The sequence below is a fragment of the Corallococcus silvisoli genome (genome assembly GCF_009909145.1).
GTDB lineage: Bacteria > Myxococcota > Myxococcia > Myxococcales > Myxococcaceae > Corallococcus > Corallococcus silvisoli.
This window is the reverse complement of sequence record NZ_JAAAPJ010000014.1, coordinates 270,860-297,086: the sequence shown is the minus strand read 5'-3', so window position 1 is coordinate 297,086 and position 26,227 is coordinate 270,860. Positions and strand designations below refer to the sequence as shown.

General features: G+C 69.1%; 14 protein-coding genes. 9 read left to right on the top strand and 5 right to left on the bottom strand.

Annotation, left to right across the window (positions count from 1 at the left end):
- Positions 1-19 precede the first annotated feature (19 nt).
- Entirely contained in the window at positions 20-1,111 is a 1,092-nt protein-coding gene (gene rsgA, locus GTY96_RS27275) for a ribosome small subunit-dependent GTPase A (protein WP_161666255.1), read from the bottom strand.
- 369 nt (positions 1,112-1,480) lie between these two features.
- Here rsgA and GTY96_RS27270 point away from each other — a divergent pair, with 369 nt between their 5' ends.
- A complete protein-coding gene (locus tag GTY96_RS27270; protein ID WP_143902947.1) occupies positions 1,481-2,218 on the top strand; it encodes a MerR family transcriptional regulator in 738 nt (245 codons plus the stop codon).
- Between the two features lie 95 nt (positions 2,219-2,313).
- A complete protein-coding gene (locus GTY96_RS27265) occupies positions 2,314-3,300 on the top strand; it encodes an alpha/beta hydrolase fold domain-containing protein (RefSeq protein WP_161666254.1) in 987 nt (328 codons plus the stop codon).
- A 59-nt stretch (positions 3,301-3,359) separates the two neighbouring features.
- Here the strand turns inward: GTY96_RS27265 and GTY96_RS27260 are convergent, their stop codons facing one another.
- Entirely contained in the window at positions 3,360-4,097 is a 738-nt protein-coding gene (locus GTY96_RS27260) for a hypothetical protein (RefSeq protein WP_161666253.1), read from the bottom strand.
- Between the two features lie 349 nt (positions 4,098-4,446).
- Between GTY96_RS27260 and GTY96_RS27255 the strand changes: the two genes are divergently transcribed.
- The 7 genes from GTY96_RS27255 (at position 4,447) to GTY96_RS27225 (ending at position 20,367) form a co-directional block, all read left to right on the top strand.
- The gene (locus GTY96_RS27255; RefSeq protein WP_161666252.1) at positions 4,447-5,346 is read left to right on the top strand and encodes a PQQ-binding-like beta-propeller repeat protein; all 900 of its coding nucleotides are present in this window, start codon (positions 4,447-4,449) and stop codon (positions 5,344-5,346) included.
- Positions 5,347-5,549: 203 nt separating this feature from the next.
- Entirely contained in the window at positions 5,550-12,968 is a 7,419-nt protein-coding gene (locus GTY96_RS27250) for a HAMP domain-containing protein (protein ID WP_161666251.1), read from the top strand.
- A gap of 119 nt (positions 12,969-13,087) precedes the next feature.
- Positions 13,088-15,061, top strand: a complete 1,974-nt coding sequence (locus tag GTY96_RS27245; RefSeq protein ID WP_143902848.1) for a hybrid sensor histidine kinase/response regulator — start codon at positions 13,088-13,090, stop codon at positions 15,059-15,061.
- A gap of 129 nt (positions 15,062-15,190) precedes the next feature.
- Entirely contained in the window at positions 15,191-17,032 is a 1,842-nt protein-coding gene (locus tag GTY96_RS27240; RefSeq protein ID WP_161666250.1) for a DUF1549 domain-containing protein, read from the top strand.
- On the top strand, positions 17,032-18,087 hold the full coding sequence (locus GTY96_RS27235; protein ID WP_143902844.1) for a hypothetical protein: 1,056 nt from the start codon (positions 17,032-17,034) through the stop codon (positions 18,085-18,087). Before GTY96_RS27240 ends, GTY96_RS27235 begins: the two co-directional genes overlap by 1 nt.
- A 12-nt stretch (positions 18,088-18,099) precedes the next feature.
- Positions 18,100-19,677: a DUF1501 domain-containing protein gene (locus GTY96_RS37280; protein WP_201756409.1), complete on the top strand. Its 1,578-nt coding sequence runs from the start codon at positions 18,100-18,102 to the stop codon at positions 19,675-19,677.
- Positions 19,678-19,749: 72 nt separating this feature from the next.
- Positions 19,750-20,367 (top strand): glutathione S-transferase family protein, encoded by a 618-nt coding sequence (locus GTY96_RS27225; protein ID WP_143902842.1) that lies wholly within the window; start codon positions 19,750-19,752, stop codon positions 20,365-20,367.
- Positions 20,368-20,379: 12 nt separating this feature from the next.
- On the opposite strand, the gene drmC is transcribed toward GTY96_RS27225, so the two are convergent.
- The 3 genes from drmC to drmA are packed head-to-tail and all read right to left on the bottom strand — an operon-like array spanning position 20,380 to position 26,226.
- Complete coding sequence (drmC, locus tag GTY96_RS27220; protein WP_161666249.1) at positions 20,380-21,066, bottom strand: DISARM system phospholipase D-like protein DrmC; 687 nt, start codon at positions 21,064-21,066, stop codon at positions 20,380-20,382.
- On the bottom strand, positions 21,057-22,904 hold the full coding sequence (gene drmB, locus GTY96_RS27215; protein WP_161666248.1) for a DUF1998 domain-containing protein: 1,848 nt from the start codon (positions 22,902-22,904) through the stop codon (positions 21,057-21,059). The genes drmC and drmB overlap by 10 nt, the downstream gene beginning before the upstream one ends.
- A complete protein-coding gene (gene drmA / locus GTY96_RS27210; protein ID WP_161666247.1) occupies positions 22,891-26,226 on the bottom strand; it encodes a DISARM system helicase DrmA in 3,336 nt (1,111 codons plus the stop codon). Before drmA ends, drmB begins: the two co-directional genes overlap by 14 nt.
- Position 26,227 lies beyond the last annotated feature (1 nt).

The window sequence follows — 26,227 nt, the reverse complement described above, 5'->3', positions numbered from 1 at the left end:
CGGACGGGGGCGCGTCTGTCTATTCGCCGCGGCGCTTCGCGCGTGTGCGGGCCCACCCAGCGTTCGACTGGGTGCGCTGCATGCGCTTGTGCTGGCGCTGCGCGTTGGCGTCCGCCTGACGGTGCTGGAAGGCCTGCTCGCGCTGGAGCTTCGCGAAGCTCGCGCGCCGCTCCTCGGAGAGCGTCCCGGCCTGGACCGCCGCCATCACCGCGCAGCCCGGCTCAGCCTGGTGGCCGCAGTCGTTGAAGCGGCAGCCCTCCGCCAGGGTGAAGAGGTCCGCGAAGGCGCTCGCCAGGCCCTCGTCCTCTCCGCCCAACAGGCCCAGCTCCCGCATGCCGGGCCCGTCGATGATGAGCCCGCCGTGCTCCAGCACGAACAGCTCGCGGTGCGTGGTGGTGTGGCGGCCCTTGTCGTCCTCGGGCCGCACGGGCTGGGTGACGAGCCGCGCGGCGTCCAGCAGCCGGTTGGCGAGCGTGGACTTGCCCACGCCCGACGAGCCCAGCAGCACGCCCGTCTTCGCGGCCGGAATCCGCGCGCGCACCGCCTCGACGCCCAGGCCCGTCCTCGCGCTCACCGCGAGCACGTCCACGCCGGGGGCCAGGGCCTCCACCTCCCGGACGCGCTCGTCCGCGTCGCTGGCGAGGTCCGCCTTGCTCAGGATGACGACGGGCGTGGCGCCGCTGTTCCAGGCCACGGTGAGGGCGCGCTCGATGCGGCGCGCGTTGAAGTTGCCGTCCAGCCCCACCACGAGGAACACCACGTCCACGTTGGCGGCGATGAGCTGGCCGTCGTGCTCGCTGCCGGCCTCGCGCCGCTTCAGGACGCTGCGACGGGGCAGCACGACGTGCATCAGCGCTTCGCCGTCACCGGACGCGGGCGGCTGCAAGAGGACCCAGTCGCCCACGGTGGGCAGGGCCTCCGCGTCCACGGCCTGATGCCGGAGGCGTCCTGCGGCGCGGGCGAGGAAGGCGGCGCCCTGCGTCTGGACGGTGAGCAGTCCCCGCTGCTGGCGCACGACGCGCCCGGGGACGAGAGAGGGAGTGGAGGACGGCTGCGATTGGGACAACGCGAGGTCGAAATCGGGACCCCAGCCGAGGGTTTCAAGTGACACGGAAGGAACTCCGGGCAGAGCGGTGCCTGGGGCGTGGCCGGAAGAAGACTCCGGGGGCGCCGGGCGGAAGGAAACGGGGCTCGCGCTGCGACGGAAGGATGCGACCGCGACCGGCTTCAGCGGAGGAGCGCCCGAGGGGCGGACAGGACCGCGACGGCGACAAGGGGCGGGTTCATCTGGACGACCTCCTGGAGGGGCGCGGACCCCGGCGTTCATCGCCGGACCGGTCCGGGACCCTATCAACTCCAGTCGACGGTTGGCGACCCCCGTGGACGCCCCCTGCTTTTTCCCCCTTGAACCTCACGCGACGTGAGGTTGTACCCATCACATCCAGTCACGCGAACGACGGTGGCTGGAGAGGGGTGAGGCATGCAGCACACGGAACTGAAGGTGGGGGAGCTGGCCCGGCGCACGGGGCTGTCCGTCCGAGCGCTGCACCACTACGACGAGATTGGCTTGCTCAAACCCTCGGCGCACACGGCGTCGGGGCACCGGCTCTACACGGCGGCGGACATCGCCCGCCTGAGTCACATCCTGTCGCTCAAGCAGCTCGGGTTCTCGCTGGAGGAGATCGCCGGGACGCTGGGCCGGGCGGACTTCTCCGCCCTGCGCGTGGTGGAGCTGCGGCTCCAGCGGGCCCGGGAGCAGCTGGCGGAGCAGCGCCAGCTCTGCGACCGCCTGGATGCCATCGCACGACAGCTGCGCGCGGCGGAGCCCGTCTCCGCCGACGCCTTCCTTCAGACCATCGAGGCCATGACCATGTTCGAGAAGTATTACACCCCGGAGCAGTTGAAGGAGTTGGAGGCCCGCCGCCAGCGGATGGGCGACGACGCCATCCAGGAGGTGGAGGCCGAGTGGCCCCGCCTCATCGCCCGCATGCGCGAGGAGATGGAGCGGGGCACGGACCCCGCGTCCGAAACAGTGCAGGCGCTGGCCACGCGCTGGCGCGAGCTGGTCCGCGCCTTCACGGGCGGCAACCCCGGCATCGCGAAGTCGCTCGAGACGATGCACCAGCAGGAGCCCCAGCTGGCGGAGCGCCAGGGCCGCGACCCCAAGCTGATGGAGTACGTGGGCCGCGCGATGGCCTGCCTGGATGCGCCGGGGTGAGCTAAGGACGGGTGACGCGAGCCAGTCAGCCCCGCCCGGGCCCACTTCCCGGTCGGGGCACGGCACTCGGCGTGAACCCACACCCAGGAACTCCCATGAATCGCCCGAACGCATCGCCCGACTTCGATCCCCAGCTGGCCGCCCTCCTGCCCTCGCTGGCGGGATTTGTTCCCCTGAAGATGACGCTGGAGCAGCTCGAGCACTTCCGCGGGTTGAGCCGCGTCACCCGGGAGGACCTGATCGGAGATGCGGAGGTCCGCTGTATGGATTACAGCATCCCCGGGTATCAGGGCGCCGAGATCGTCGTCTCGGTCATTGCCCGAAGAGACCACACGGTTCCAGGTCCCGCGATCTATCACATCCATGGCGGCGGGATGGTGATGGGGACCCGCTTCGCGGGGGCGAAGCCGCTCGTGGATTGGGCGCTTCGTCATGACGCGGTCTGCGTGACGGTCGAATACCGGTTGGCGCCCGAGCATCCGGCGCCCACCCTGGTGGAGGACTGTTACGCGGGGCTGGTGTGGATGGCGGCGCACGCCGACCTGCTGCGGTTTGATCCGAACCAGCTCGTGATCTTCGGCGGGAGCGGCGGTGGCGGCCTCGCGGCGGGGACCACCCTGCTGGCCCGGGATCGGAACGGCCCTCGGCTGCTGGGCCAGCTCCTTCAGTGCCCGATGCTGGACGACCGCGATGAGACCGAGTCCGCCCATCGGTACGACGGCGTCGGCATCTGGGACCGCACCAGCAACGTGACCGCATGGCGGGCGGTGCTGGGGGACCGCTGCGGGGGACCTGACGTGTCTCCGTATTCGGCGCCCGCGCGAGCAACGGAGCTCCGGGGGCTGCCACCGACCTTCATCGACGTCGGCGCGGCGGAGACGTTTCGAGATGAAGCCGTCGCATACGCGCGCGGAATCCTGGCGGCAGGGGGCGAGTGCGAGCTGCACGTCTGGGGCGGAGCCTTCCACGGCTTCTATGACATCGCCCCACAATCCGACGTGGCGCGGGCCTGCCTCGCGACGCGCGACGCGTGGCTCGCGAGGATGTTTGCCCGCGGTGCGGTGAGCAAGCGCGCGACGTGATGGAGGTGACGGGTTCCGCCTGCCCCTTCAAGCGGAGGCAGGCGGAACGCGTTCAGGTCCTACTGACCGCCGGTGGTGCCAGTCGATGACCCATTGGTGTCGTTGCTGTTGGTGCCACCCACGGTGCCGCTGGAGCCGCCGGTGCCCGAGCCCCCGACGCCGCTGGTGCCGGTGCCTCCCGTACCGGTGCCACCCGGGTTGACGTTGGTCGAGCCGCTGCCCTCCGTGCCGGGCTCGGTGGAGCCGGTGGTGCCGGTGCCCGTGCCGCCGTAGGTGCCGGTGCTGCCGTTGGTGCCCGTGTTGCCCGTGGTGCTGGAGCCCGAGCCGCCGTAGGTCCCGGTGGTCCCGGTGCTGGTGCCGTTGCTGGTGCCCGAGCCGCCGTAGGTACCCGTGCTGCTCCCCGAGGCCGGCGGCGTGGACGTACCCGTGCCGGAGGAGGTGCTCGAGCTGGAGCCAGTGCTCGGCGGCAAGCCCGTGTCGACGCCGCTGGTGTCGGAGCCGCCGATGCCGGTGGTGCCCGTGCCCGTGGTGCCCGTGCCCGTGGTGCCCGGAGTCGTGTTCACGCCGGTGCCGGAGCCGCCCGTGCCGGTCGCGGTGTTGCCTGTCTCAGTGCCCGTGGAGCCCGTACCGGTGGTGCCCGTGCTGCCTGTCTGACCGGTGGTGGTCGTCCCCGACGAGCTGCCCGTGGAGCCGGACGTCGTCCCAGCGCTCGACCCGCCGCCCGCCTGTTGGGCGAACGTGCTGGTGGAGAGCAGAAAGCTGAAAGCCAATGCCGCCGCGGTGATGGAGCGTCGCATGTCTGGAGGTCCTTTCCCGTCTCTTGAATCCCTAGAGGCGTAAAGGTGTGGGCTTCACCCGACAGGGCAACCCACGGCGCACAACCGATAGCCTGGAGGGACGCCCGTGGGCCGAAGCGCGCATGGCAGGGATTGCACGCTCGCGCTCGAGGCCCAGCCCGCACACTCCGAGGCCCCGGTGCCGCACCCGGCGGCGGAATCGAGCTGGGAATGGCATGCCCTCCCCGGATTGCAGGCCCCGGGCCAGGGCGGCCGGTGTCGGGTGCTGTCCAGCGGACGGGCCTCCTCCACGCGGCGGGGAGCCTTCGCGCCGGTTCTGTGCTGTCCTCCGCTTCAGAAGGGAGCGTGCGTGGTCGGACGGGAAGGGCTGCTGCTGGCGGGCCGGAAGCGCGCGTGGCTCACGCGAAGCGCGGTCGCCCGCGTCTGGCCGCTCACGCTCGTCATCGCCGCGGGCCTGGGCCTGCTCCTCTACGTCGCCACCACCAGCCTGCCGTACCTCATCGCCTCACCCTCGGGTGACGCACACCTGGGCTCGCTCAACGACTGCCTCTCACGGCGGTTGGCCGGGGTCACGCGGCTGGGCTGGGCCGTGGCGCCGGATGCGTCGCGGGCGGCGGTGTTCGGCCCTCGCGTCGTCGCCGTCTGCGGCGAGGACGGCACGCACGCGCGGCTGGACGTCCCCGGCGTCACCGCGCTCGCCTTCGACGGAGACCGCCACCTCTGGGTCGCCGCGGGAGGTCACCTGCTGCGGGAGCAGGACGGCGTGCTCCAGACGGTGGGCGACATCGCTCCGCCCGAATGGCTCATCGGTCACGCGGGTGGCGTCGTCGCGCTCGATGCCACCGGGCAGCTGATCTCCGTGGCACCGGACGGCAAGGTGCTGGGGCAGGCGCAGGTGCCGGGGCCTGGAGGTCGGCTCTCCGTGGGACCCGGTGGCGTGCTGGCGGCGGTGGAGTGGGGTGGAGGCTTCATCATCTACGACGCCCGCACCCTGGAGCTCGTCCGCGCGGAGGCCCCCTGCGCCGTGGAGTTCCTGTGGTGGCTGGACGCCGAGGATCAGGTCCTGCTGGCCTGCGGCGCGTCCGCTTCCCCGGAGTCTCCGTCGCCGGCCGCGCTGCGCGTCGAGGTCCGCACGGGGACCCGTGAGCCGCTGCCCGCACGGACGCGCGCGCCTGCCCGGCGGCTCTCGGGGCGAGCGCTGTATGTGCAGGGGTGCGACGGGTTTCCCTGCACGGCCACGCCCCCCTGAAACTGTTATTCGGATGGTTTCAACCCGGGCTTCCGGGGATGGCGAGTCCTGCATCCAGGCGCGGCGTTCAGTGCCCGACACAAGGGCTCTTCACGCCCCGGCTTTGCATTCGACAAACCCGCGACCTCATTGGACGTTCCTGAGATCGCGGGCTGCTCTCCCAGCGCCAGTCGCAACGCTTTCGCCGATCAGGGGTTTCACTCGTGGACGACACCAAGGCTTCCAACTCCTCAGCTCCTCGCAAGCGCGCCCCAGGCCAGAAGACAGCGAGGGCAGACGCGGTTCGGGAAGCAGGCCATCCCTCGGTCCGGACGCCGGGCAACACCGCGGCCAACCAGGTGAGCGCCACTGGGAGCTCCCGCGCCACCGCCGAGCCCGCGCCCACCCGCCGTCCCTCCGCCCGGGGCCGCGCCAGCTCCGGCGACGGCCTTCGCGCCGGCGGGCCCTCACCGCTCCAGCAGCTGCTGGCGGCGCTCCGAGCGGTGCAGGCCGGTGACTTCTCCGTGCGGCTGCCATCGGGCGCGCAGGACGTGGTGATGGATGAGATCGCCCGCGCGTTCAACGCCGTGGTGACGCTCAACTCCACGCTCACCCACGAAATCGTCCGCGTGGAGCGCGTCGTCGGCCGCGAGGGCCGCATGGGCGAGCGCGTGACGCTGGGCGACGTGCGCGGCGACTGGGCCACCAGCGTCCAGTCCATCAACGCCCTCATCGGCGACCTGGTGCAGCCCACCACGGAGGTCGCCCGCGTGCTGGTGGCGGTGGCCGAAGGCGACCTCACCCAGAAGATGGCGCTGGAGATCGACGGCCAGCCCGTGAAGGGCGAGTTCCTCCGCATCGGCACCACCGTGAACGCGATGGTGGATCAGCTCAACAGCTTCGCCGCGGAAGTGACGCGCGTCGCGAAGGAGGTGGGCACGGAGGGCAAGCTGGGCGGTCAGGCGGACGTGAAGGGCGTGTCCGGCGTGTGGAAGGACCTCACGGACAACGTGAACGTCCTCGCCGGCAACCTCACCGCGCAGGTGCGAAACATCGCGGAGGTCACGACGGCGGTGGCCCGCGGCGACCTGTCCCGGAAGATCACCGTGGACGTGAAGGGCGAGGTGCTGGAGCTCAAGAGCACCATCAACACGATGGTGGACCAGCTCAACAGCTTCGCCTCCGAAGTGACCCGCGTCGCGCGCGAGGTGGGTACGGAAGGAAAGCTGGGCGGTCAGGCCGCGGTGTCCGGCGTGTCCGGTACGTGGAAGGACCTCACGGACAACGTGAACTTCATGGCGTCCAACCTCACGACGCAGGTGCGCGGCATCGTGAAGGTGGTGACGGCGGTCGCCAACGGCGACCTCACCCAGAAGCTGATGGTCCCGTCACAGGGCGAGATCGCGGCGCTGGGGGCCACGCTGAACAACATGACGGACACGCTCAACGTGTTCGCGCAGCAGGTGACCAGCGTCGCGCGCACGGTGGGCGTGGAGGGCAAGCTGGGCGCCCAGGCCCAGGTGCCCGGCGCCGCGGGGACGTGGAAGGACCTCACGGACAACGTGAACCTGATGGCGTCCAACCTCACCAGCCAGGTGCGCAACATCGCGGAGGTCTCCACCGCCGTCGCCAACGGAGACCTGTCGCGGAAGATCACCGTGGACGTGAAGGGCGAGGTGCTGGAGCTCAAGAGCACCATCAACACGATGGTGGACCAGCTCCGCGCGTTCGCGGCGGAGGTGACCCGCGTCGCGAAGGAGGTGGGCACGGACGGCAAGCTGGGCGGTCAGGCCGCGGTGCCCGGCGTGGGCGGCACGTGGAAGGACCTCACGGACAACGTGAACAGCATGGCCTCCAACCTCACCACCCAGGTGCGCAACATCGCCCTGGTGACGACGGCGGTGGCCACCGGTGACCTGTCCAAGAAGATCACCGTCGACGCGCGCGGCGAAATCCTGGAGCTGAAGAACACCATCAACACGATGGTGGACCAGCTCAACAGCTTCGCCTCCGAAGTGACCCGCGTCGCGCGCGAGGTGGGCACGCACGGCAAGCTGGGCGGTCAGGCGGAGGTGAAGGGCGTGTCCGGCACGTGGAAGGACCTCACGGACAACGTGAACTTCATGGCCTCCAACCTCACCACCCAGGTGCGCGGCATCGCCAAGGTGGTGACGGCGGTCGCCAACGGCGACCTCACCCAGCGCCTGAAGATGGAGGCCAAGGGCGAGGTGGCGGAGCTCGCGGACACCATCAACGCCATGACGCAGACGCTCTCCATCTTCGCGCAGCAGGTGACGGACGTGGCGCGCACGGTGGGCGTGGAAGGGAAGCTGGGCGCCCAGGCGGTGGTGCCCGGCGTCGCGGGCACCTGGAAGGACCTCACCAACAACGTGAACCTGTTGGCGAACAACCTCACCGATCAAGTCCGTAACATCGCGGAGGTGACGACGGCGGTCGCGAAGGGCGACCTGTCCCGGAAGATCACCGTGGACGCGAAGGGCGAGGTGCTGGAGCTCAAGAGCACCATCAACACGATGGTGGACCAGCTCCGCGCGTTCGCGGCGGAGGTGACGCGCGTCGCGAAGGAGGTGGGCACGGACGGCAAGCTGGGCGGTCAGGCCGACGTGAAGGGCGTGTCCGGCGTGTGGAAGGACCTCACGGACAACGTGAACAGCATGGCCTTCAACCTCACCACCCAGGTGCGCGGCATCGTCAAGGTGGTGACGGCGGTGGCCGACGGCGACCTGTCCCAGAAGCTGGTGATGGAGGCCAAGGGGGAGATCGCCGCGCTCGCGGACACCATCAACGCCATGACCCAGACGCTGTCCGTCTTCGCGCAGCAGGTGACGGACGTGGCGCGCACGGTGGGCGTGGAAGGGAAGCTGGGCGCCCAGGCGGAGGTGCCGGGCGTCGCGGGCACCTGGAAGGACCTCACCAACAACGTGAACCTGCTGGCCAACAACCTCACGGCCCAGGTGCGCAACATCGCCGAGGTGACGACGGCGGTCGCCAACGGCGACCTGTCCAAGAAGATCACCGTGGACGCGAAGGGCGAGGTGCTGGAGCTCAAGAGCACCATCAACACGATGGTGGACCAGCTTCGCGCGTTCGCGGCGGAGGTGACCCGCGTCGCGAAGGAGGTGGGCACGGAAGGCAAGCTGGGCGGTCAGGCCGACGTGAAGGGCGTGTCCGGCGTGTGGAAGGACCTCACGGACAACGTGAACGTCCTCGCCGGCAACCTCACCGACCAGGTGCGCAACATCGCCAAGGTGACCACGGCGGTGGCCAACGGCGACCTGTCCCAGAAGATCACCGTGAGCGTGAAGGGCGAGGTGCTGGAGCTCAAGAACACCATCAACACGATGGTGGACCAGCTCCGCGCGTTCGCGTCGGAAGTCACGCGCGTGGGCAAGGAGGTGGGCACGGAGGGCAAGCTGGGCGGTCAGGCCGCGGTGCCCGGCGTCGCCGGCGTGTGGAAGGACCTCACGGACAACGTGAACGTCCTCGCCGCGAACCTCACCGACCAGGTGCGCAACATCGCCAAGGTGACCACGGCGGTGGCCTACGGCGACCTGTCCCAGAAGATCTCCGTCGAAGCGAAGGGCGAGATTCTGGAGCTCAAGAGCACCATCAACACGATGGTGGACCAGCTCCGCGCGTTCGCTTCCGAGGTGACCCGCGTCGCGAAGGAGGTGGGCACGGACGGCAAGCTGGGCGGTCAGGCCGCGGTGCCCGGCGTCGCCGGCACGTGGAAGGACCTCACGGACAACGTGAACAGCATGGCCTCCAACCTCACCAGCCAGGTGCGCAACATCGCGCTGGTGACGACGGCGGTGGCCAACGGCGACCTGTCCAAGAAGATCACCGTGGACGCGAAGGGCGAGATCCTGGAGCTGAAGAACACCATCAACACGATGGTGGACCAGCTCAACAGCTTCGCCTCCGAAGTGACCCGCGTCGCGCGCGAGGTGGGCGCGGAAGGAAAGCTGGGCGGACAGGCGGAGGTGAAGGGCGTGTCCGGCACGTGGAAGGACCTCACGGACAACGTGAACTTCATGGCCCGCAACCTCACGACGCAGGTGCGCGGCATCGTGAAGGTGGTGACGGCGGTCGCCAACGGCGACCTCAAGCAGAAGCTGGTGGTGGACGCGAAGGGCGAGGTCGCGGCCCTGGCGGAGACCATCAACAACATGACCGACACGCTGGGCATCTTCGCGGAGCAGGTCTCCACGGTGGCCCGCGAGGTGGGCGTGGAAGGAAAGCTGGGCGGGCAGGCCCGCGTGCCCGGCGTGGCCGGCACGTGGAAGGACCTCACGGACAACGTGAACTTCATGGCCTCCAACCTCACCACCCAGGTGCGCGGCATCGTGCGCGTGGTGACGGCGGTGGCCAACGGCGACCTGACCCAGAAGCTCATCGTGGACGCGAAGGGCGAGGTCGCGGCGCTCGCGGACACCATCAACAACATGACCGACACGCTGGGCACCTTCGCGGAGCAGGTCTCCACGGTGGCCCGCGAGGTGGGTATCGAAGGAAAGCTGGGCGGACAGGCCCGCGTGCCCGGCGCGCGCGGCACGTGGCGGCAGCTCACGGACAACGTGAACCAGCTGGCCGGCACGCTGACCAGCCAGCTGCGCGCCATCTCCGACGTGGCCACCGCCGTGACCAAGGGCGACCTGACCCGCAGCATCACGGTCGTCGCGGAGGGCGAGGTCGCGGCGCTGAAGGACAACATCAACCAGATGATCGTCAACCTGCGTGAGACCACGCAGAAGAACCAGGAGCAGGACTGGCTCAAGACGAACCTGGCGAAGTTCAGCGGCATGATGCAGGGCCAGAAGTCCCTGGACGCCGTCAGCCGCCTCATCATGAGCGAGCTGACGCCCCTGGTCTCCGCGCACCACGGCGCCTTCTTCCTCTCCGACCCCGAGGGCGGCGTGCCGTCCCTCAAGCTCACCAGCACCTACGCGTACCGGGAGCGCAAGCACCTGGCGAACCGCTTCCGGCTGGGGGAGGGACTCGTCGGCCAGTGCGCGCTGGAGAAGAAGACCATCCTCCTCACGCGCGTGCCGTCGGACTACATCACCATCTCCTCCGGCCTGGGCGAGGCCGCGCCGCTCAACATCATCGTCCTGCCCGTCCTCTTCGAGGGCGAGGTGAAGGCCGTCATCGAGCTGGCCTCGTTCCACACCTTCAGCGCCATCCACCAGATCTTCCTGGACCAGCTGACGGAGAGCATCGGCGTGGTGCTCAACATGATCATGGCGAACATGCGCACGGAGACGCTGCTCTCCGAGTCGCAGCGCCTGACCCAGGAGCTCCAGAGCCAGTCGCGCGAGCTCACCCAGCAGCAGGACGAGCTCAAGCGCACCAACATCGAACTGGAGGACAAGGCCAAGGAGCTGGCGGACCAGAACACCCGCGTGGAGGAGAAGAACCGCGAGGTGGAGCTGGCGCGCGTCAGCCTGGAGGAGAAGGCGGAGCAGCTCACCATCATCTCCAAGTACAAGAGCGAGTTCCTGGCCAACATGAGCCACGAGCTGCGCACGCCGCTCAACTCGCTGCTCATCCTCGCCAAGCTCCTGTCGGACAACAAGGACGGCAACCTCTCCACCAAGCAGGTGGAGTACGCCAACACCATCTACGCGTCCGGCGGGGACCTGCTCAGCCTCATCAATGAGATCCTCGACCTGTCCAAGGTGGAGGCGGGCAAGATGCAGGTGGAGCCCCGGGACATCATCCTCACGGAGCTCAACCAGTTCATCGAGCGCAGCTTCCGCCCGGTGGCGGACCAGAAGGGCCTCACCTTCCAGGTGGAGGTGCTGTCGGGGACGCCGCGCCACGTGCGCACGGACCCGCAGCGGTTGCAGCAGGTGCTCAAGAACCTGCTCTCCAACGCCTTCAAGTTCACCGACGAGGGCGGCGTGAAGCTCACCGTGCGTCTGGCGGACAAGGGCATGCGCTTCGACCACGAGGCGCTGCGCCGCTCGCGGCACGTGCTCGCCTTCGCCGTGAGGGACAGCGGCATCGGCATCGCCAAGGACAAGCAGCGCATCATCTTCGAGGCGTTCCAGCAGGCGGATGGCTCCACCGCGCGCAAGTACGGCGGCACGGGCCTGGGCCTGTCCATCAGCCGGGAGATCGCCAAGCTGCTCGGCGGCGAGATCCGCCTGGAGAGCGAACCCGGCAAGGGCAGCACCTTCACCCTCTACCTGCCGCCGGAGTACCAGGGGTCGGACGAGGAGGTCCCGGCCAGCGACGCCGCCGGGCGCGCGCTGGGCGCCCTGGCGGAGGGGCTCAATCCACCGCCCCCGGCCACCCCCCCCGCCACGCCCCCGCCGCTCCCCACGCAGCCGCTGATGTCGGAGCCGCAGGGGCACGTGCTGGACGCCGCGCTGCCCCCGCAGGTGGAGGGCCCCCACACGCCCGTCGTGGTGGAGGACGACCGTGAGTCCATCCGCGAGGGCGACCGCACCCTGCTCATCATCGAGGACGACCTCAAGTTCGCCCGCATCATGGTGCAGATGGCACGTGAGAAGGGCTTCAAGGCCCTGGTCGCCACGCGCGGCGACAGCGGCCTGGCGATGGCGCACGAGTACCAGCCGGACGCCATCACCCTGGACATCCAGCTGCCCGTGGTGGACGGCTGGAGCGTGTTGGACCGCCTCAAGCGCAACCCGCGCACGCGCCACATCCCCGTCCACATCATCAGCGTGATGGACAAGCACCTGGGCAACACCCAGGGGGCGTTCGGCTACCTCACCAAGCCCGTGAGCAAGGAGGGCCTGGAGCGCGTCTTCGGCCAGCTGTCGCGCTTCCTGGAGCGCCGCGAGCGCCGCCTGCTCGTCATCGAGGACGACGACGTGCAGCGCAACAGCCTCACCCAGCTCTTGAGCGATGGCGGCGACGTGCTCGTCACCGCGGTGGCCACGGGCCAGGAGGCCCTCGAGAAGCTGGAGCAGAACGAGTACGACTGCCTCGTCATCGACCTGCTGTTGCCCGACATGGACGGCATCAAGCTGGTGGAGGAGGTGAAGACGCAGCAGCGCTTCCGCGACCTGCCCATCGTCGTCTACACCGGCCGGGAGTTGACGCCCAAGGACGAGGCCCGCCTGCGCCGTTACACCGGCAGTGTCATCCTGAAGAGCGGCGCGAAGAGCCCCGACCAGCTCCTCAGCGACACCGCCCTGTTCCTGCACCGTCTGGATGAGAACCTTCCGGCGCGCGCCCGGGCGGCCCTGGCGCAGCGCAACGACCAGGACGCGCCGCTGGCGGGCAAGAAGGTGCTCCTGGTGGATGACGACATGCGCAACATCTTCGCGCTCACCAGCGTGCTGGAAAATCACAGCATGCAGGTCATCTTCGCGGAGAACGGCCGGGCCGCCATCGAGCTGCTGGGACAGAACCCCGACGTGGACGTGGTGCTGATGGACGTGATGATGCCGGAGATGGACGGCTACGAGACCATGCGTGCCATCCGGAAGGACCCCAAGTACGCCAGCCTGCCCATCATCGCCGTCACCGCGAAGGCGCTGAAGGACGACCGCGAGAAGTGCATGGCGGCCGGCGCCAGTGACTACCTGCCCAAGCCGGTGGACACCGACAAGCTGCTGGAGCTCGTCCGGCTGTGGGTGAGTGCTTGAAACTCAACGGCGGCGATCCACCGTGGGACCCCCTTTGCACTTCCGTCTGGAAGGGGGCAGCCCTAGCCTTGTTCGCCGTGTCTCGGCTCACCTGACTCACGCGCTCCCCCGCCGCGCACATGAACTCCACTGAGCACACCCCGGAACGTCCGCAGGAAGCCGCGCCCCCTCCGCGCGCGGCCATCCTGATGGTGGACGACCATCCGGCCAACCTGCTGGCGCTGGAAGCCATCCTCGAGCCGCTGGGCCAGGAGCTGGTGAAGGCCACCAGCGGAGAGGAAGCGCTCAAGCAGCTCTTGCAGCGCGACTTCGCCGTCATCCTGATGGACGTACAGATGCCGGGGCTGGACGGGTTCCAGACAGCCTCGCTCATCAAGCAGCGCGAGCGCACGCGCACCATCCCCATCATCTTCCTCACCGCGCTCAGCCGTGACGCCGCGCACGTCTTCAAGGGGTACGCGCACGGCGCGGTGGACTACCTGCTCAAGCCCTTCGACCCGGAGATCCTCCGCTCGAAGGTCAGCGTCTTCGTGGATCTGTTCCTCAAGGAACAGCAGCTGCAACGCCAGGCCGCGCTCCTGCGCCAGCGCGACCGCGAGGCCCTGGAGCGCCAGAGCGCGCTGCGTTACCGGCGGCTCACGGAGTCCCTGCCGGAGCCCATGTGGGCCGCGCGCGCGGACGGCTCGCTGACGTACGCCAACCGGGCCTGGCGCGACTACACCGGGCACCAGGAGGGGTATGAGCTGTCGCTCTCCTCCTTCCTCCAGGACGTGCACCCCACGGACCGCGAGCGGATGCGCGGCGTGTGGAGCGACGCGCTGGAGCGCGTGCAGGGCAGCGCGGAGGAGTTCCGCCTGCGGCGCAAGGACGGCGTCTATCGCTGGCACCTGGCGCGCGCGGTGCCGGAGCACGACGAGAACGGGGCGCTGGTGGGGTGGCTGGCCATCGCCACCGACATCGACGACAAGCGCCGCGCGGAGGAGGCGCTGGGGCGCTTCAAGACGACGCTGGACGCGACGCTGGACTGCGTCCTGATGTTCTCCCCGGACACGCTCACGCTCACGTACGCCAACGCGGGCGCGGCCAAGCAGCTCTCCGCCGGCGCGGATGAGCTGGTGGGCCTGTCGGTGCTGGACGTGGAGGGCGCCTTCGACGAGACGGGCTTCCGCAAGCTGTTGGCGCCGCTGATGTCCGGCACGCTGCCGTCACAGACGTACTCCACCAACCACCGGCGCCGCGACGGCGCGGAGGTCCCGGTGGAGGTGGTGCTCCAGTACGTGGCGGAAGGCGACGGCCCGGGCCGCTTCATCTCCGTGGCGCGCGACATCACCGAGCGCCAGCGCGCGGAGACGGCGCTGCGGCTGGCGAGCGAGGCGAAGGACGCGTTCCTGGCCGCCGCCAGCCATGAGCTGCGCACGCCGCTGGCCGCGGCGAAGGGCCACGCGCACCTGGCCCTGCTCAAGCTGGGCGGGCAGACGGAGGCTGGCCCGGGCAAGTCCTTGCAGATCATCAACCGGCAGATCGACCGCATGGCGAAGCTGGTGGAGGACCTGCTGGACATCAGCCGGCTGCAGGCGGGGCGGCTGTCCCTGGAGCTGGAGCCGTTTGATTTGTCGCAGCTCGTGTTGGAGACGCGGGACCGGATGGCGGTGCTGTCCCAGACACACGAGCTGAAGGTGGACGTGCCGGAGCACCTGGAGGGCACGTGGGACCGGGGGCGGTTGGATCAGGTGCTGACGAACCTGCTGTCCAATGCCATCCGCTATTCACCCGAAGGCGGCCAGGTGTTGGTGCGCGTGGCGGCGGAGGGCGACACCGGCGTGCACCTGTCCGTGAAGGACGAGGGCGTGGGCATCCCCAGCGAGAAGCAGCGCCTCATCTTCGAGCGCTTCGGCCGCGCGCACGGCAGCAAGTACGGGGGCCTGGGGCTGGGGCTCACCATCAGCCAGGGCATCGTGGAGCAGCACGGGGGCCGCATCTGGGCGGAGTCCAGCGGCACCGCCGGCCAGGGCTCCACCTTCAATGTCTGGCTGCCCCGCCGCACGGAGGCCCAGGCGGCCTCTCCGGTGGAGGCCTCGCGCACGCCGAGCTGACGTCCCAAGTGGGGGGAGTCGTCACCACGAATGGCGCGGACTGTAGAGGGGAGTCCACCCCTCTTCTCTCGGAATGGCAGACGAAATCAGGGATTCGCGGATGCGACAGGAAATGCTATTGTTTCATGCATGCACTGGCACCTGCACCTGAAGAGCGCGGCCCTCGCGGCGGTGCTGTTCGCGATGTTCGGGCTCACAGGGCCCGATGCGCACGCGCAGCAATGCGAACCCAAGCCGTCTGATCCGGTCAAGCCCACCAACGACCAGCTGAGTGACACGCGGTTGTTACGGCGCATCGTGCTGGGGCTCACCGGCACCACGCCGACCGTGGAGCAGTACGAGGCCATGGGCGCCGCGGCCACGCCCGAGGCGCGCGCCACGCTCCTGCAGGCGGCGCTGGACGAGGCGCTCGCATCTCCGAAGTTCTATGAGCGGATGCTGCGCTTCGGGCACGAGTGGATCGCGGTGGGCGCCTACACCACCGGTGCCAACGGCGACGCGTATCAGGGTGACATGTCGGGTCACCTTCACCGGTGCGACGACGGCAGCCTGCATCCCGGTGCGTACTACTCCGTGAGCGAGTTCCTCTCGTCACAGGACCCGAGGAACCAGTGCGCGGACAAGGACGGCACCGGCGCTCCCGCCGTGCCCGAGGTGCGCTCCGTCGAGCCCTGGTGGGCCCCTGGGACCACGGTCCAGGTGCTGGGCAAGGCCGGCTCCGACGTCAAGCAGGTCACGGACTCCTCCACCGGGAAGGTCTACGACTGCGGCGTCGCCTCCGGTGGCTACTATGACCCCGCGATCCCCCGTGGATGTGGCTGCGGGCCGAACCTGGTGTGGTGTTCGCCGCTCGTCGGTCTGAACAGCACGGGCACCTCGTCCCTCAGTGGTCAGCGCCGCCACCCGTACGAGGAGCCGGCGCGCCTGTTCGCGCACCTCGCGTGGTACGACAGGCCCCTGTCCGACCTCGTCGTCGGCAACTACTCGGTCGGAACCAACTGGCTGCGCGCGCTGTATGTGCGCTTCGGCCGCCAGATGGGCAGCAGCGTGGTCGACGCGAACACCACCTGGTGGCGCCCGGACGCGGACAGCGCTCCGCGCGACCCCCTGCACCCCAATCCCAACGACCCGCAGGCGTGGCGCGAGTTCGTGGTGGAGGACCTGGAGCCCTTCCATCTCTCGCTCACCAACGACAAGTCGCGCTCCGGCAGTCTCGAGCGCACCTATCGCTTCGACCCGCGCACCACCACCGAACCCGCGAAGGGGCTGCCCACCGCCGGTGTGCTCACGATGATGGGGGCGATGTCGTCGTTCCCTCGCGAGCGCGTCCGGGCCGCGCGCTTCCTGGAGATCTTCGCCTGCCAGAACTTCTCGCCGCCGCCCGCGGACGTTCACTTCCCTCCGCTGGAGATCGACCCCGCCACCGGCGGGACGTGCCTGCACTGCCACAAGACGCTGGACCCCGCGGCCATCTCCTTCAAGCGGTGGGACTTCACCCCGTTCCCGAGCTACTACGTCCCGTGGCCCTTCATTGGTGGTGTGGGCAACCAGCGCATCACGAAGGATTGGCTGTCCGGACAGTATCCGCACACGGGCAACGCCCCGGGGCTGCGTTGGAGGAACGCCTTCGTCCCCAACACCATGCTGACCCCCATCACCCCGGAGGAGCTGAAGGCCAACCCGGAGGCGGTGCTGCTGGACACGATGCCCGAGTCCTACACGCTGCTCGGCGTGAACGGCGACGGCACCATGGGGCCGCTGGGCTTCGGCAAGCTCCTGGTCCGCTCCGGTGAGTTCGACCGCTGCGCCGCGCGCAGGCTCTACGCGATGTTCGTCGGCCGGGATTTGAACCCGGCCACGGAGAAGGGCTTCATCGACAAGCTCGGGCGTGAGTTCGCCGCGAGGGAGCGAAAGCTCCGGCCCTTCATCCGCTATCTCTTCGAGCAGTCCGAGCTGCGGAGGGGCCTGTGATGCGCACGGTGCGTTCGTTCCTGCTGCCTGGCGCGCTGGTCGCGCTCGCGCTCAACCTGGGGGCTTGTTTCGGGGAGGGGGTCATCGGCCCGGCGAATCATGCGAGCAATGATCCACCCGACTCGGGGACCGTCTGCGCCGCGTCCAGCGACAACGACGCCGTCCGCCTCGCGCTCGCGCCCGCCTGCGAGGGCTGCCACGTCAATGGCAACAAGCCCTTCTTCGCCTCGCTCGCCGCGTTCGAGAGCGGGCTCGTCTACAACGAGCGGTACGTCAAGCGCGGGGACCCGGAGAACAGCCTCCTCATCCAGATGCTCAAGGGCAGCGCTCCGGGGAGCTATCCCCAGATGCCGCCGGGACAGCCCTATGACCAGCTGCTCGCCAATGGTCGCGTCACGATGACCATCGCGCAGGTGGAGCAGTGGATTCGCGACCTGAAGGAGCCGCCCGCGCAGCTGGAGACGCCGTCACCCGCGGAGTTCCGCGTCCGCCGGCTGACCGCCGAGGAGATGGTGGTGAGCCTGATGGATCAGCTCGGGCTCACGCTGGAGGACTTCGTCAGCACCAGCAACCCCGACTGGCGCGACAGGCCGTACGTGGTGGGCTGGAACCGGTTCTTCGTGTGGCCTGGAGACCGGGCGCCCGGCATCTCGGGCGAGTACGTGTCGGATCCACGCACCGTCGAACGCTTCGAGTCGCTGGGCGGTGGCAACTCGCTGCTGTACCGCAAGAAGGACGCGACGTTCGGTCCCTCCGCCGCGCAGGCGCTGGTCCAGATGTCGCAGGCCTGGTGCGCGCGCGCGGTGGACAAGCAGAACAACAAGGCGGTGCTTCGCTTCGCGACGCTCGCGGACACCTCCGCGAAGAACCCGGACGCGGTCCAGAAGAACCTGCGCAATCTCTATCTGCGCATGCTGGGGCAACCGCCCGCGGACGCGGAGCTGAAGGCGCTGTACGAGGAGGTCTATCTCCCGCTCGAAGCGCAGAGCACGCGCCTGGCCTGGGTGGGCACCTGCGCGGCGCTCATCCGTCACCCGCTGTGGATCACCTACTGAGCCGAGGACCCCATGCCGAACACCTCTCGACGCACGTTGCTCAAGTGGGCCCTTGGCGCAGGGCAGCTGGCCCTCCTCGACCGCGCGGGGCTCCTGCGCTCTGGCATCGCGCAGGCCGCGCAGTCCGACCTGCCCTCCCGGCTCGTGGTCATCTACATCCCGGGGGGCTTCCGGCCGGCGTACTACTTCACCCCGATGGAGGACGCTGAGATCCCGCTCTGCGTCCCGGGGGCCGCTGGCTACAACAGCGAGCCCGTCTTCTTCGACGCGAGCAAGGTGGTGGACCTCGCGCCCGCGAACGGCCCCTACAAGCCGCTGCGGACCTGGCAGTCCTGGAACCCCCAGAACCCCGCCGCGCGAGCCGAGTTCAGCCCGCTCATGTATGGCTACAAGCACTTCGCGCTGCATGAGCAGCTGAGCGTGCTGCACGGCGTCGACCAGGGCACCAACGACCACGCGAGCGCCTTCATCTCCGCGATGTGCGGCGTCGCGGGCGCGGACTACCGGGCGCCCGCGGTGCATTCGGTCATCGCGAACCACTTGTATGAGAAGCACCGGGAGAGTCGGCCGTTGCCGTTCGTGGTCGTCTCTGGAGACCGGGGGACACCGGTGGGCATGGGGTTGCCCTCGCACGCCTCGCCCATCGGCGTTCCGTCCATCGAAGCCCTCAAGCCGATGCTCTCCGCGAAGCCCGCGGACAACGCCTGGTGGACGGGGCTGGACGCGCGCACGGAGGGGGCCGAGCTGAACGCGAGCGGTGCGCCCACCGGGGCGACCTTGAAGACGACCACGGTGGAGCGCTTCACCCTGTCGCGTGCCCAGCAGCTGCTCGGGCGGTCGACGGTGAAGGTGGACAACTACCTGGAAGGCCTTCACGGCTCGTTGGCGTCCGTCTCCCGCGTGCTGGCGACGGACGTGGTGTCCGTGCTGGAGAGCACGAAGGGCATCGACACGCTGAAGACGAACCGGCCCTCGTACCTGTCGAGCTACCTGAACGAGACGTTCACCTACACCTTCGGCAACGCGAACTTCCACCTCGTCGGGCTCGACCCGCGGATGGACATGGCGCTGCGCCTGCTCAAGTCGGACCTGTGCACCTCGGTGCATGTCTCGTTGCAGCTGGACTTCGATACGCATAACGGCGCGGGCCACGCCTTTAGCTGCGCGCACGGTCGCGGGCTGATGGATTGCGTGGCGCGCTTCCTGGGGGAGATGAAGGCCGCGCCAGCCCCGGGCAAGCCGGGCAAGACGCTGCTCGATGACACGCTGGTGCTGGTGATGAGCGAGTTCGGCCGGAGCTGGGCGTCGCGCGCGAATGACGGCAGCTACAACCTGCCGGATGACCACCACCCCTACACGTCGGTCTGCTTCGCGGGCGGAAACGTGGCGGCGAACCGCCAGGTGGGCTCGTACACGACGCGCGGGCTCGGCGTTCCGGTGGACCTCATCGAGGAGACCGGGCAGCCGTCCAAGCGAGTCCCCCGGTCCGCGGATGTCGTGACCACCGCGCTGCGCATCATGGGCATGGAGGCCCACGAGTTCTTCATTCCTGGCGGCTACGGCGAGGTGGTGGGACTGCGGAAGGGGTAGGCGCTTCCGGCGCGCGCTGGCCAGGAGTATGTCCACGGTCGTTCGCGAGCCGTGTCTCCTGGAGGTGCCTGGATGTCCGTCACACTGATTGGCCGTTCGAGTTCGCACTTCACCCGCATCCCGCGCATCTTCGCCGCCGAGCTGCGCGCGCCCTATGACTTCCAGGTGGTGCGGGACCTCATGTCCTCGAATCCAGAGGACTACGGGGGCAACCCCGCGCTCAGGATTCCGGTGTTGAGGACCTCCGAGGGCTCCTGGTTCGGAGCCCTGAACATCAGCCGCGAGCTGTGGCGGCGCTCAGGGCGTGCCCTGCGCGTGGTGTGGCCGGAGGACCATGAGCTGCCCGTGCTCGCGAACCTGCTGGAGCTCGCGCAGCAAGCGATGGCGACGGAGGTGTCGCTGGTGATGGGGCGGCTGGGTGGGGCGGGGGAGGACGGCGCTCATCAGGCCAAGCTGCGCAAGAGCCTGACGGGGATGCTCGCCTGGCTGGAGGAGCACGTGCAGGCGGGGCTCGAAGCGCTGCCGGCACGGGACCTGAGCTTCCTCGAAGTGACCCTGTACTGCCTCGTCATGCACCTGGAGTTCCGCGACGTGCTGCCCATGGCGGGGTACGCGAACCTCCAGGCCTTCTGTCGCGGCTTCGGAGCACGCGCCTCGGCCGTGGAGACGACGTTCAAGTTCGACGTGTGATGGGGCGTGGCATCAGGCGACCCGGGTGAACCACTCCCCCGTGGAGAACTGGGCCTCCAACACAGCGGCCAGGTGGGAATCCTCCAGCAACACCCCCACCTCGATGTTCCGCGTCTGTCCCCGGTCGGTGAAGTTCGCCGACGTGACGAACACCCAGCGTGCATCCACCACGATGCACTTCGCATGGAGACTGGCGAAGACGCCCTTGTCCGGTGAGAAGCCATGGCACTCCGGGAAGGGCGGGCCGAACGGCCAGTGCTCCCGCAGGAACCCCGCGGCGACATGCGCGCTGGCGAACAAGCGGCACGTCACGCCTCGCCGCAGGGCCGCGTGCAACGGTCCCAGGACTTCCGCCGCGTGGTCGAACGCGAACCCCGCCAGCAGGACGGTGTTCGCGGCCTTGTGGAACAGGTCCGCCAGCACCACCGCGGTGTCTCGCGCCCCGCTCCAGCGGAACTCGGGCCCGGTCCACACCAACTCTGGCCGCCGGGTGCCATTGCGCCGCTCCGCGAGGACCGCGCCCAACAGCAACAGGACGCCGTCCTGTCCCAGCGTGTTCAGCGCCAGCACTTCCTCGGCGAGCCGTTCCATTCCTTCTCCCCGCAGCGCCAGCCGCGACAGCGGAAAGCCGAACCGATGGCCCATGAGCGCCGTCTGGAATCGCTCCAACTCCGACGTCGCCACGCCGCTCAGGTCCATGGCGTCTTCAGGAAGGCGACCTCCTCGTGACCCAGCGTGGGCACGACAAGGGCGCGGTCGAGGTACTGATTGAAGCGCTCACACGAGCACTCGGGGACGAAGAGGCAGCCGTGGCAGGCGGCGCCCTCCAGGTCGCGGTCGTCGCGGCCGGTCGGTTCGTGGTGCGCGCAGACGGGGTCATTGGAGCAGAGGCGCGCGTTCTTCATGGCTTGGGAGAGGTGCCGGCCCAGCCGCCGACCCTCCTCCACCAGTCCGCCCAACGTCCCTTCGGCGCCCGTGGTCCCGGTCATCAGCAGGATTCCCGCCATGGGGACGGCATCGCTGTGCGGGGCGCAGTACAGGCGCTCGCGGATGGAACTGGCGGGATATCCGCACTCCAGCGCCACCTCCGTCATCAGCAGATGCGCCAGTGTGTGGAGCAGGTAGAGCCGCACGCCCGGGAACGGTTGCTTCGAACCCGAGCTCAGCCTCCATCGCTCCCACCCGGCCTTGAGTGCCTCCTCGCGTTGCCGCACCGGGACGGAGGTCTCCCACGCGTGCACCTGCTGCTCGTCGAGCACCAGCAGCATGCCCTCGCCTTGCATCTCCGTGACCGGTACCCAATCCCGGTGCAGCGACATCGGCGCGAGTGCCACGTCCAGGTCGTAACGGCCCTGCAGGTCTTTCGACAGCGGCTCCAGCCGGGTGAAGCCCACCTGCGCCTGGACCTCCCGCAGCCGCCGCGCGAGCACCACGCGTTCGACCAGCGACGGCAGTCCTTGCGGCCTGGTGATGCGCCGGGCCCAGAAGACCTCGGTGCGGTCCCGGGGCATCTCTCCCGGCTTCTCCTGGGCCTGCGCGAGGAACTGGAGCCACTCCGCGGTGCGGATCTCCGGGACTGCCTCGGGCGTGTGCTCGCGCTCCGCCGCGATGGCCGCCAGGACCTCCGCATCGGAGGTGGAGCCCAGCGCTGATTGGACCTGGGGAATGGTCCGGAAGGCGGGAAGGCTCTCCGCGGTGGCCGCCTGGAGGATGCTCCATGCGGACTGCACCTTGCGCCGGAGCGACTCCGGCTCGGGGATGGTGATGGCGCTGGTGGTCTGCGCGAAGTAGCCGTTGCTGGCGGTGCGGACCAGCAGCCGCTGCTTCTCATCGCAGCGCTCCCGGGCCTCGAGTCCCAGCCAGGGCCGCTCCCCATCGCAGCGATCCTGTTGCTCCTTGTGGGTCATGTCGATGAGGCGCCTCCGCTTGCCGCAGGTCGAGCACGCGACCTCGATGTCGCTGAAGTCCCCGCTGACGCCTTCCTCCAGCTTCAATTGCGGTGCGTCACAGGGCTTGCGCTCGTGCATCCACCAGGACCAGTCGATGTCCGACAGGTGGCCCCGGGGACAGGCCGCGACGAAGCGCACGGGCACGCAGCGCTCGGGCTTCGCCTCCACGCCGGAGCAGCGGTGACGGTACTCCTGGTTGACGCGCTCCAGGCTGTTGGCCCGGACCAAGGCACGACAGCGTGGGTTCTGGCAGACGAACCAGCGCGGAAACTCATACACCTGGATGCCGCAGGACTCGGAAGGCTCCCTTTCGTCCCCGGCGGGCGGCTTGCGGAAGGGCGCCTCCTTGCTGAGAGGCCACTTGTTGCGGTGGTAGAGCGGTTCGACGATCTCCAGCAGTCGCGGTTCGTTGACGACCTCGCCGTTGCCCTTGAGCCGCCAGAAGTCCAGGCCCCCGACGAGCACCGCGTCGTTGAGCAGGTCCAGCATGCTGCCAGGACCGAAGGTGGAGACCACCTGGCTCTGCCGGACGCGTCCGTCCGGGGGCCGCGTCGACCGGGCCTTCGTCCACTTCCTACGGTTCGTCATGCGCCACCTCCTCCATCGCTGCCTTTGGGGCGCGGTAGCCGCCCAGCGGTTGGCGTTGAATCCACAGGTGCACCGAGGACTCCACGTCGCGCATCGACGTGGGCGCTTCGAACTTGAGTTCGTCCTGGGTGAGGTTGTCGGTCGCGTCCAGGAAGGTGCGCAGCAGGGGCTTGAGTCCCTTTCCCTCCGGGTCGTAGGGCGAGTACGCCCGTTGGGCGGCGTCCTTCTTCGCCTGCTCGATGATGTTGCGCCACGAGTCGAGCAGGCTTCGCGCGCGCTGCATCACGATGCCGCTGGCGCGCTCGGACTCTTCCTTGGGCAGCCCCCGGCCGGCGCGCTTCGCCAGGGATTCGAGCTTCTTCTCCAGCGCATCCCGGTGCGTCTGGAGCGACTTCCACTCCAGGGGCGCCGTCATGGCCGTGTCCAGCAGGCGGCCCAGCGCCACCACCACCCCCGCGAGGCCGCGGTCCAGCGCCGGGGCGGAGAATGGCGTCACCGACGTGGCTTCGACGAAGCGGTAGAACGACTCGTGGTACGTACCGAAGCGCTCATAGTGGCTGCGGTCGCGGGGCTTGGCGGCGTTGAGGCAGGTCACCACGAGGCCCGGCTTGTTCGCCTTGCGGCCCACGCGGCTGGACGCCTGGATGTACTCGCTGGTTGTCTTGGGTTGGCCCGCCACGACCATGAGCCCCAGCCGGTCGATGTCCACGCCGACGGAGATCATGTTGCTGGCGAGCACGACGTCGACGCTCTGGGGCTGGCCGTGCGCGAGCTCCAGGCGGTTCTTGGAGGCCTTGATGTCGGCGGTCTTCTCCCGGCTGGTCAGCTCGATGGGTTCGCCACGGATGGTCCTGCCCCGGTACCAGGGATGGTCGGCCTCCTTGTCGACGTCCTCTGGCCGGCGCCGGACGCGGTCCATCGCCAGCCGGCGCACCTCGTCCTCGACGAGCCGACGCATGCCGCCCAGCTCGCGCAGGCTGTTGAAGTAGCCGACGAGCGTCAGGTACGGGTCGGCGCTCGCGGCGCCATGGAGGTGTTCACCGCGCGCGGCGGCGGCGAGCACGCTGACATAGACGCGCAGCAGGATGGCCTTCATGGGACGTCCGGGCGCCGCCACTCCCACGTACTGGCGCGCGCCCTCCTTTCCCACGGAAGCAAAGAACATCTCGGAGGCATCCACGCCGGGGGGCGGGAAGAGCGCCACGTCCCGCCCATAGAGGCGGCTCACCTGATGCCGTGAGCGGCGGACCGTGGCCGTGGAGGCCACCAGCTTCGCCCGGGGCGCGAGTGTCAGGATGGCGCCCTCGTAGAGGCCCACCATGGAGCCCAGCGGGCCGGAGATGAGGTGCAGTTCGTCCTGCACGATGAGCTCCGGGGGACGCAGTCCGTTCGGGAGCATCACGAGGGCTGCCTTCACGGCCGCGGCGTCGTCGCAGGGCCCCACGAAGCGCTTGCCGGTGCGCCCCAGTGCGCGGCCGAAGAGCAGGCCGGTCTCACCGCGCCAGGGCAGCATGGCGAACTTGTCCACGGTGGCGACGAGGAAGCACGGCAGCTCGCGGTAGATCTGTTCGTCGACGAAGAGGACGGGGAGTCCTTCGGGGTTGCGGCCCAGGTTGAAGACGCACGCGATGTTCGCGCAGCCGACCAGCACCTCCTGGGGTCTGGATTTGGACGGCTGGAGGATGAAGCACTCCCGTTCGAAGGGCGTGGCGCACCAGGGGCAGGTGGCGAGTGGAAAGGGGGACTGGGCGCGCGGACTGTTGTCGTTCTTGTACTCGGTGATCTGCGCGGCCACCTGCTCCAGGGTGTTGGCGGTGGCGGAGCGGCCGACCCACAGCCCGATGGAGAAGCGGACCTCGCCCAGGCGCTTCGGCTCCTGTTGGCGGAGCACGTCGAGCGCGCAGATGAGCGTCGCGGCGCGGCCAAGCTGGTCGAGCGTGAGCAGCCGCAGCGTGTAGCGCAGCAGCACGGCGACCCCCAGGCCTCTGTGGGGCTGGGACTGGCCCCGGAGGCGGCGCAGGAGCAGGGTGAAGGCGATGAGGCCCAGGTACGCCTGCGTCTTTCCTCCGCCGGTGGGGAAGAAGATGAGCTCCACGAGCTCACGGTCCGCGTGGGCCTCGTCCTCCACGGAGGGGAGGTTGAGCAGGATGAAGGCGAGCTGGAAGAGGCGCCACTTGGGGTCATCTGGACGGGCCTTGCGCTCGGCCTGGGCCATGACGCTGTTCATCCAGCGGAAGGCGTCGAAGGCGAGGGGTTCCCGTTCCAGGAGTTGGATGCCCTCCTCGATGCGAGTGGCCGCGCGGTGGGCGCGGCGGACGAGTTCATCTCGCGTCTCCTCGCGGCGAGCGCTGCCCACATCAATGGCGGCCTGGGTGGTGATCCAGTCGCGGTAGGTTCGCACCAGGGGACTCAGGGCCGCCACGGCCTCCGAGGGCTTCGTGAACGCGGCGAGCTGTTCCATCCGCACGGTGACTTCGGGAATCCAGCGCGCTTCGACGGGGAGCACTTCGACACGTGGCAGCCAATCCGTCTCCACGCGAGTCACAGGCCGTGAGGTAGCGTCCACTCGCACGGAGACACCGTGGCCCACGGCCCACTGCTGGCGGTGTCGGAATTGGAGGTCGTTGACGAGGTCGTCGTCGTCGTCACTCTGGGCATCGCTCGAGTCCTGCCGGCCGACGAAGCCCTTCGCGCACTCCAGGGCGAGGTGGGTCTGGAAGGCGTAGGACTCGTCGCGCTCCGCGGCGGTGCTGGTGGGAGCGCGGGCGTTCACGAGGAAGATGGCGACGGCGAGCGCGCCTTCGGGCGTTTTCTCCACGTGGCCTTCCAGGCGCAGGCCCAGGCTGTCCCGCAGGGCCACGCCTTCGCGAAGCACCGCGTCGTTCAGGGGAAGGGTGACGGTGCGTTGGTGGAAGGTCCGGCTCCATTGCTTGCGTTCGTCGGCCTCGACGCGTTGGTAGTCCGCCCAGCAGACGTGCGCGGTGAGCTGGGCCGTGTCGGAAGGGACGAAGACGGACAGGCCCATGGATGCGGGGAGACGGCGCACCTTCTTCACGGTCGGGTCATGCCGGGCGGCTTCTTCGTTGTCCTCGTCGCTGCCCGCGGCCAGGTCGTCCTCCTCGTCGTCGGGTTCGTCCTCGATGACCCCCTGGTCGAGCGGGACGAGGAAGCCGGTCAGGTACCAACGCGACGGGGGATTGCGGAGCCTCTCTGGCGCGTCCGACACGGGAGCGCCCGAGGGTTTGCCGAAGGGACCGACGAGGTCCGCTTCCAGTGCATCGATGAGGTGGGCGCGGACTGCTCCGGCGTCATGGGTTTTCATG

Bases quoted from the DNA above. Each gene is read 5' to 3' on its own strand.
- drmB (WP_161666248.1), bottom strand. From the start codon at position 22,904: ATGACGAACCGTAGGAAGTGGACGAAGGCCCGGTCGACGCGGCCCCCG.
- GTY96_RS37280 (WP_201756409.1), top strand. From the start codon at position 18,100: ATGCCGAACACCTCTCGACGCACGTTGCTCAAGTGGGCCCTTGGCGCA.
- GTY96_RS27235 (WP_143902844.1), top strand. From the start codon at position 17,032: ATGCGCACGGTGCGTTCGTTCCTGCTGCCTGGCGCGCTGGTCGCGCTC.
- GTY96_RS27265 (WP_161666254.1), top strand. From the start codon at position 2,314: ATGAATCGCCCGAACGCATCGCCCGACTTCGATCCCCAGCTGGCCGCC.
- GTY96_RS27240 (WP_161666250.1), top strand. From the start codon at position 15,191: ATGCACTGGCACCTGCACCTGAAGAGCGCGGCCCTCGCGGCGGTGCTG.
- GTY96_RS27260 (WP_161666253.1), bottom strand. From the start codon at position 4,097: ATGCGACGCTCCATCACCGCGGCGGCATTGGCTTTCAGCTTTCTGCTC.
- drmC (WP_161666249.1), bottom strand. From the start codon at position 21,066: ATGGACCTGAGCGGCGTGGCGACGTCGGAGTTGGAGCGATTCCAGACG.
- GTY96_RS27270 (WP_143902947.1), top strand. From the start codon at position 1,481: ATGCAGCACACGGAACTGAAGGTGGGGGAGCTGGCCCGGCGCACGGGG.
- GTY96_RS27245 (WP_143902848.1), top strand. From the start codon at position 13,088: ATGAACTCCACTGAGCACACCCCGGAACGTCCGCAGGAAGCCGCGCCC.
- drmA (WP_161666247.1), bottom strand. From the start codon at position 26,226: ATGAAAACCCATGACGCCGGAGCAGTCCGCGCCCACCTCATCGATGCA.
- GTY96_RS27225 (WP_143902842.1), top strand. From the start codon at position 19,750: ATGTCCGTCACACTGATTGGCCGTTCGAGTTCGCACTTCACCCGCATC.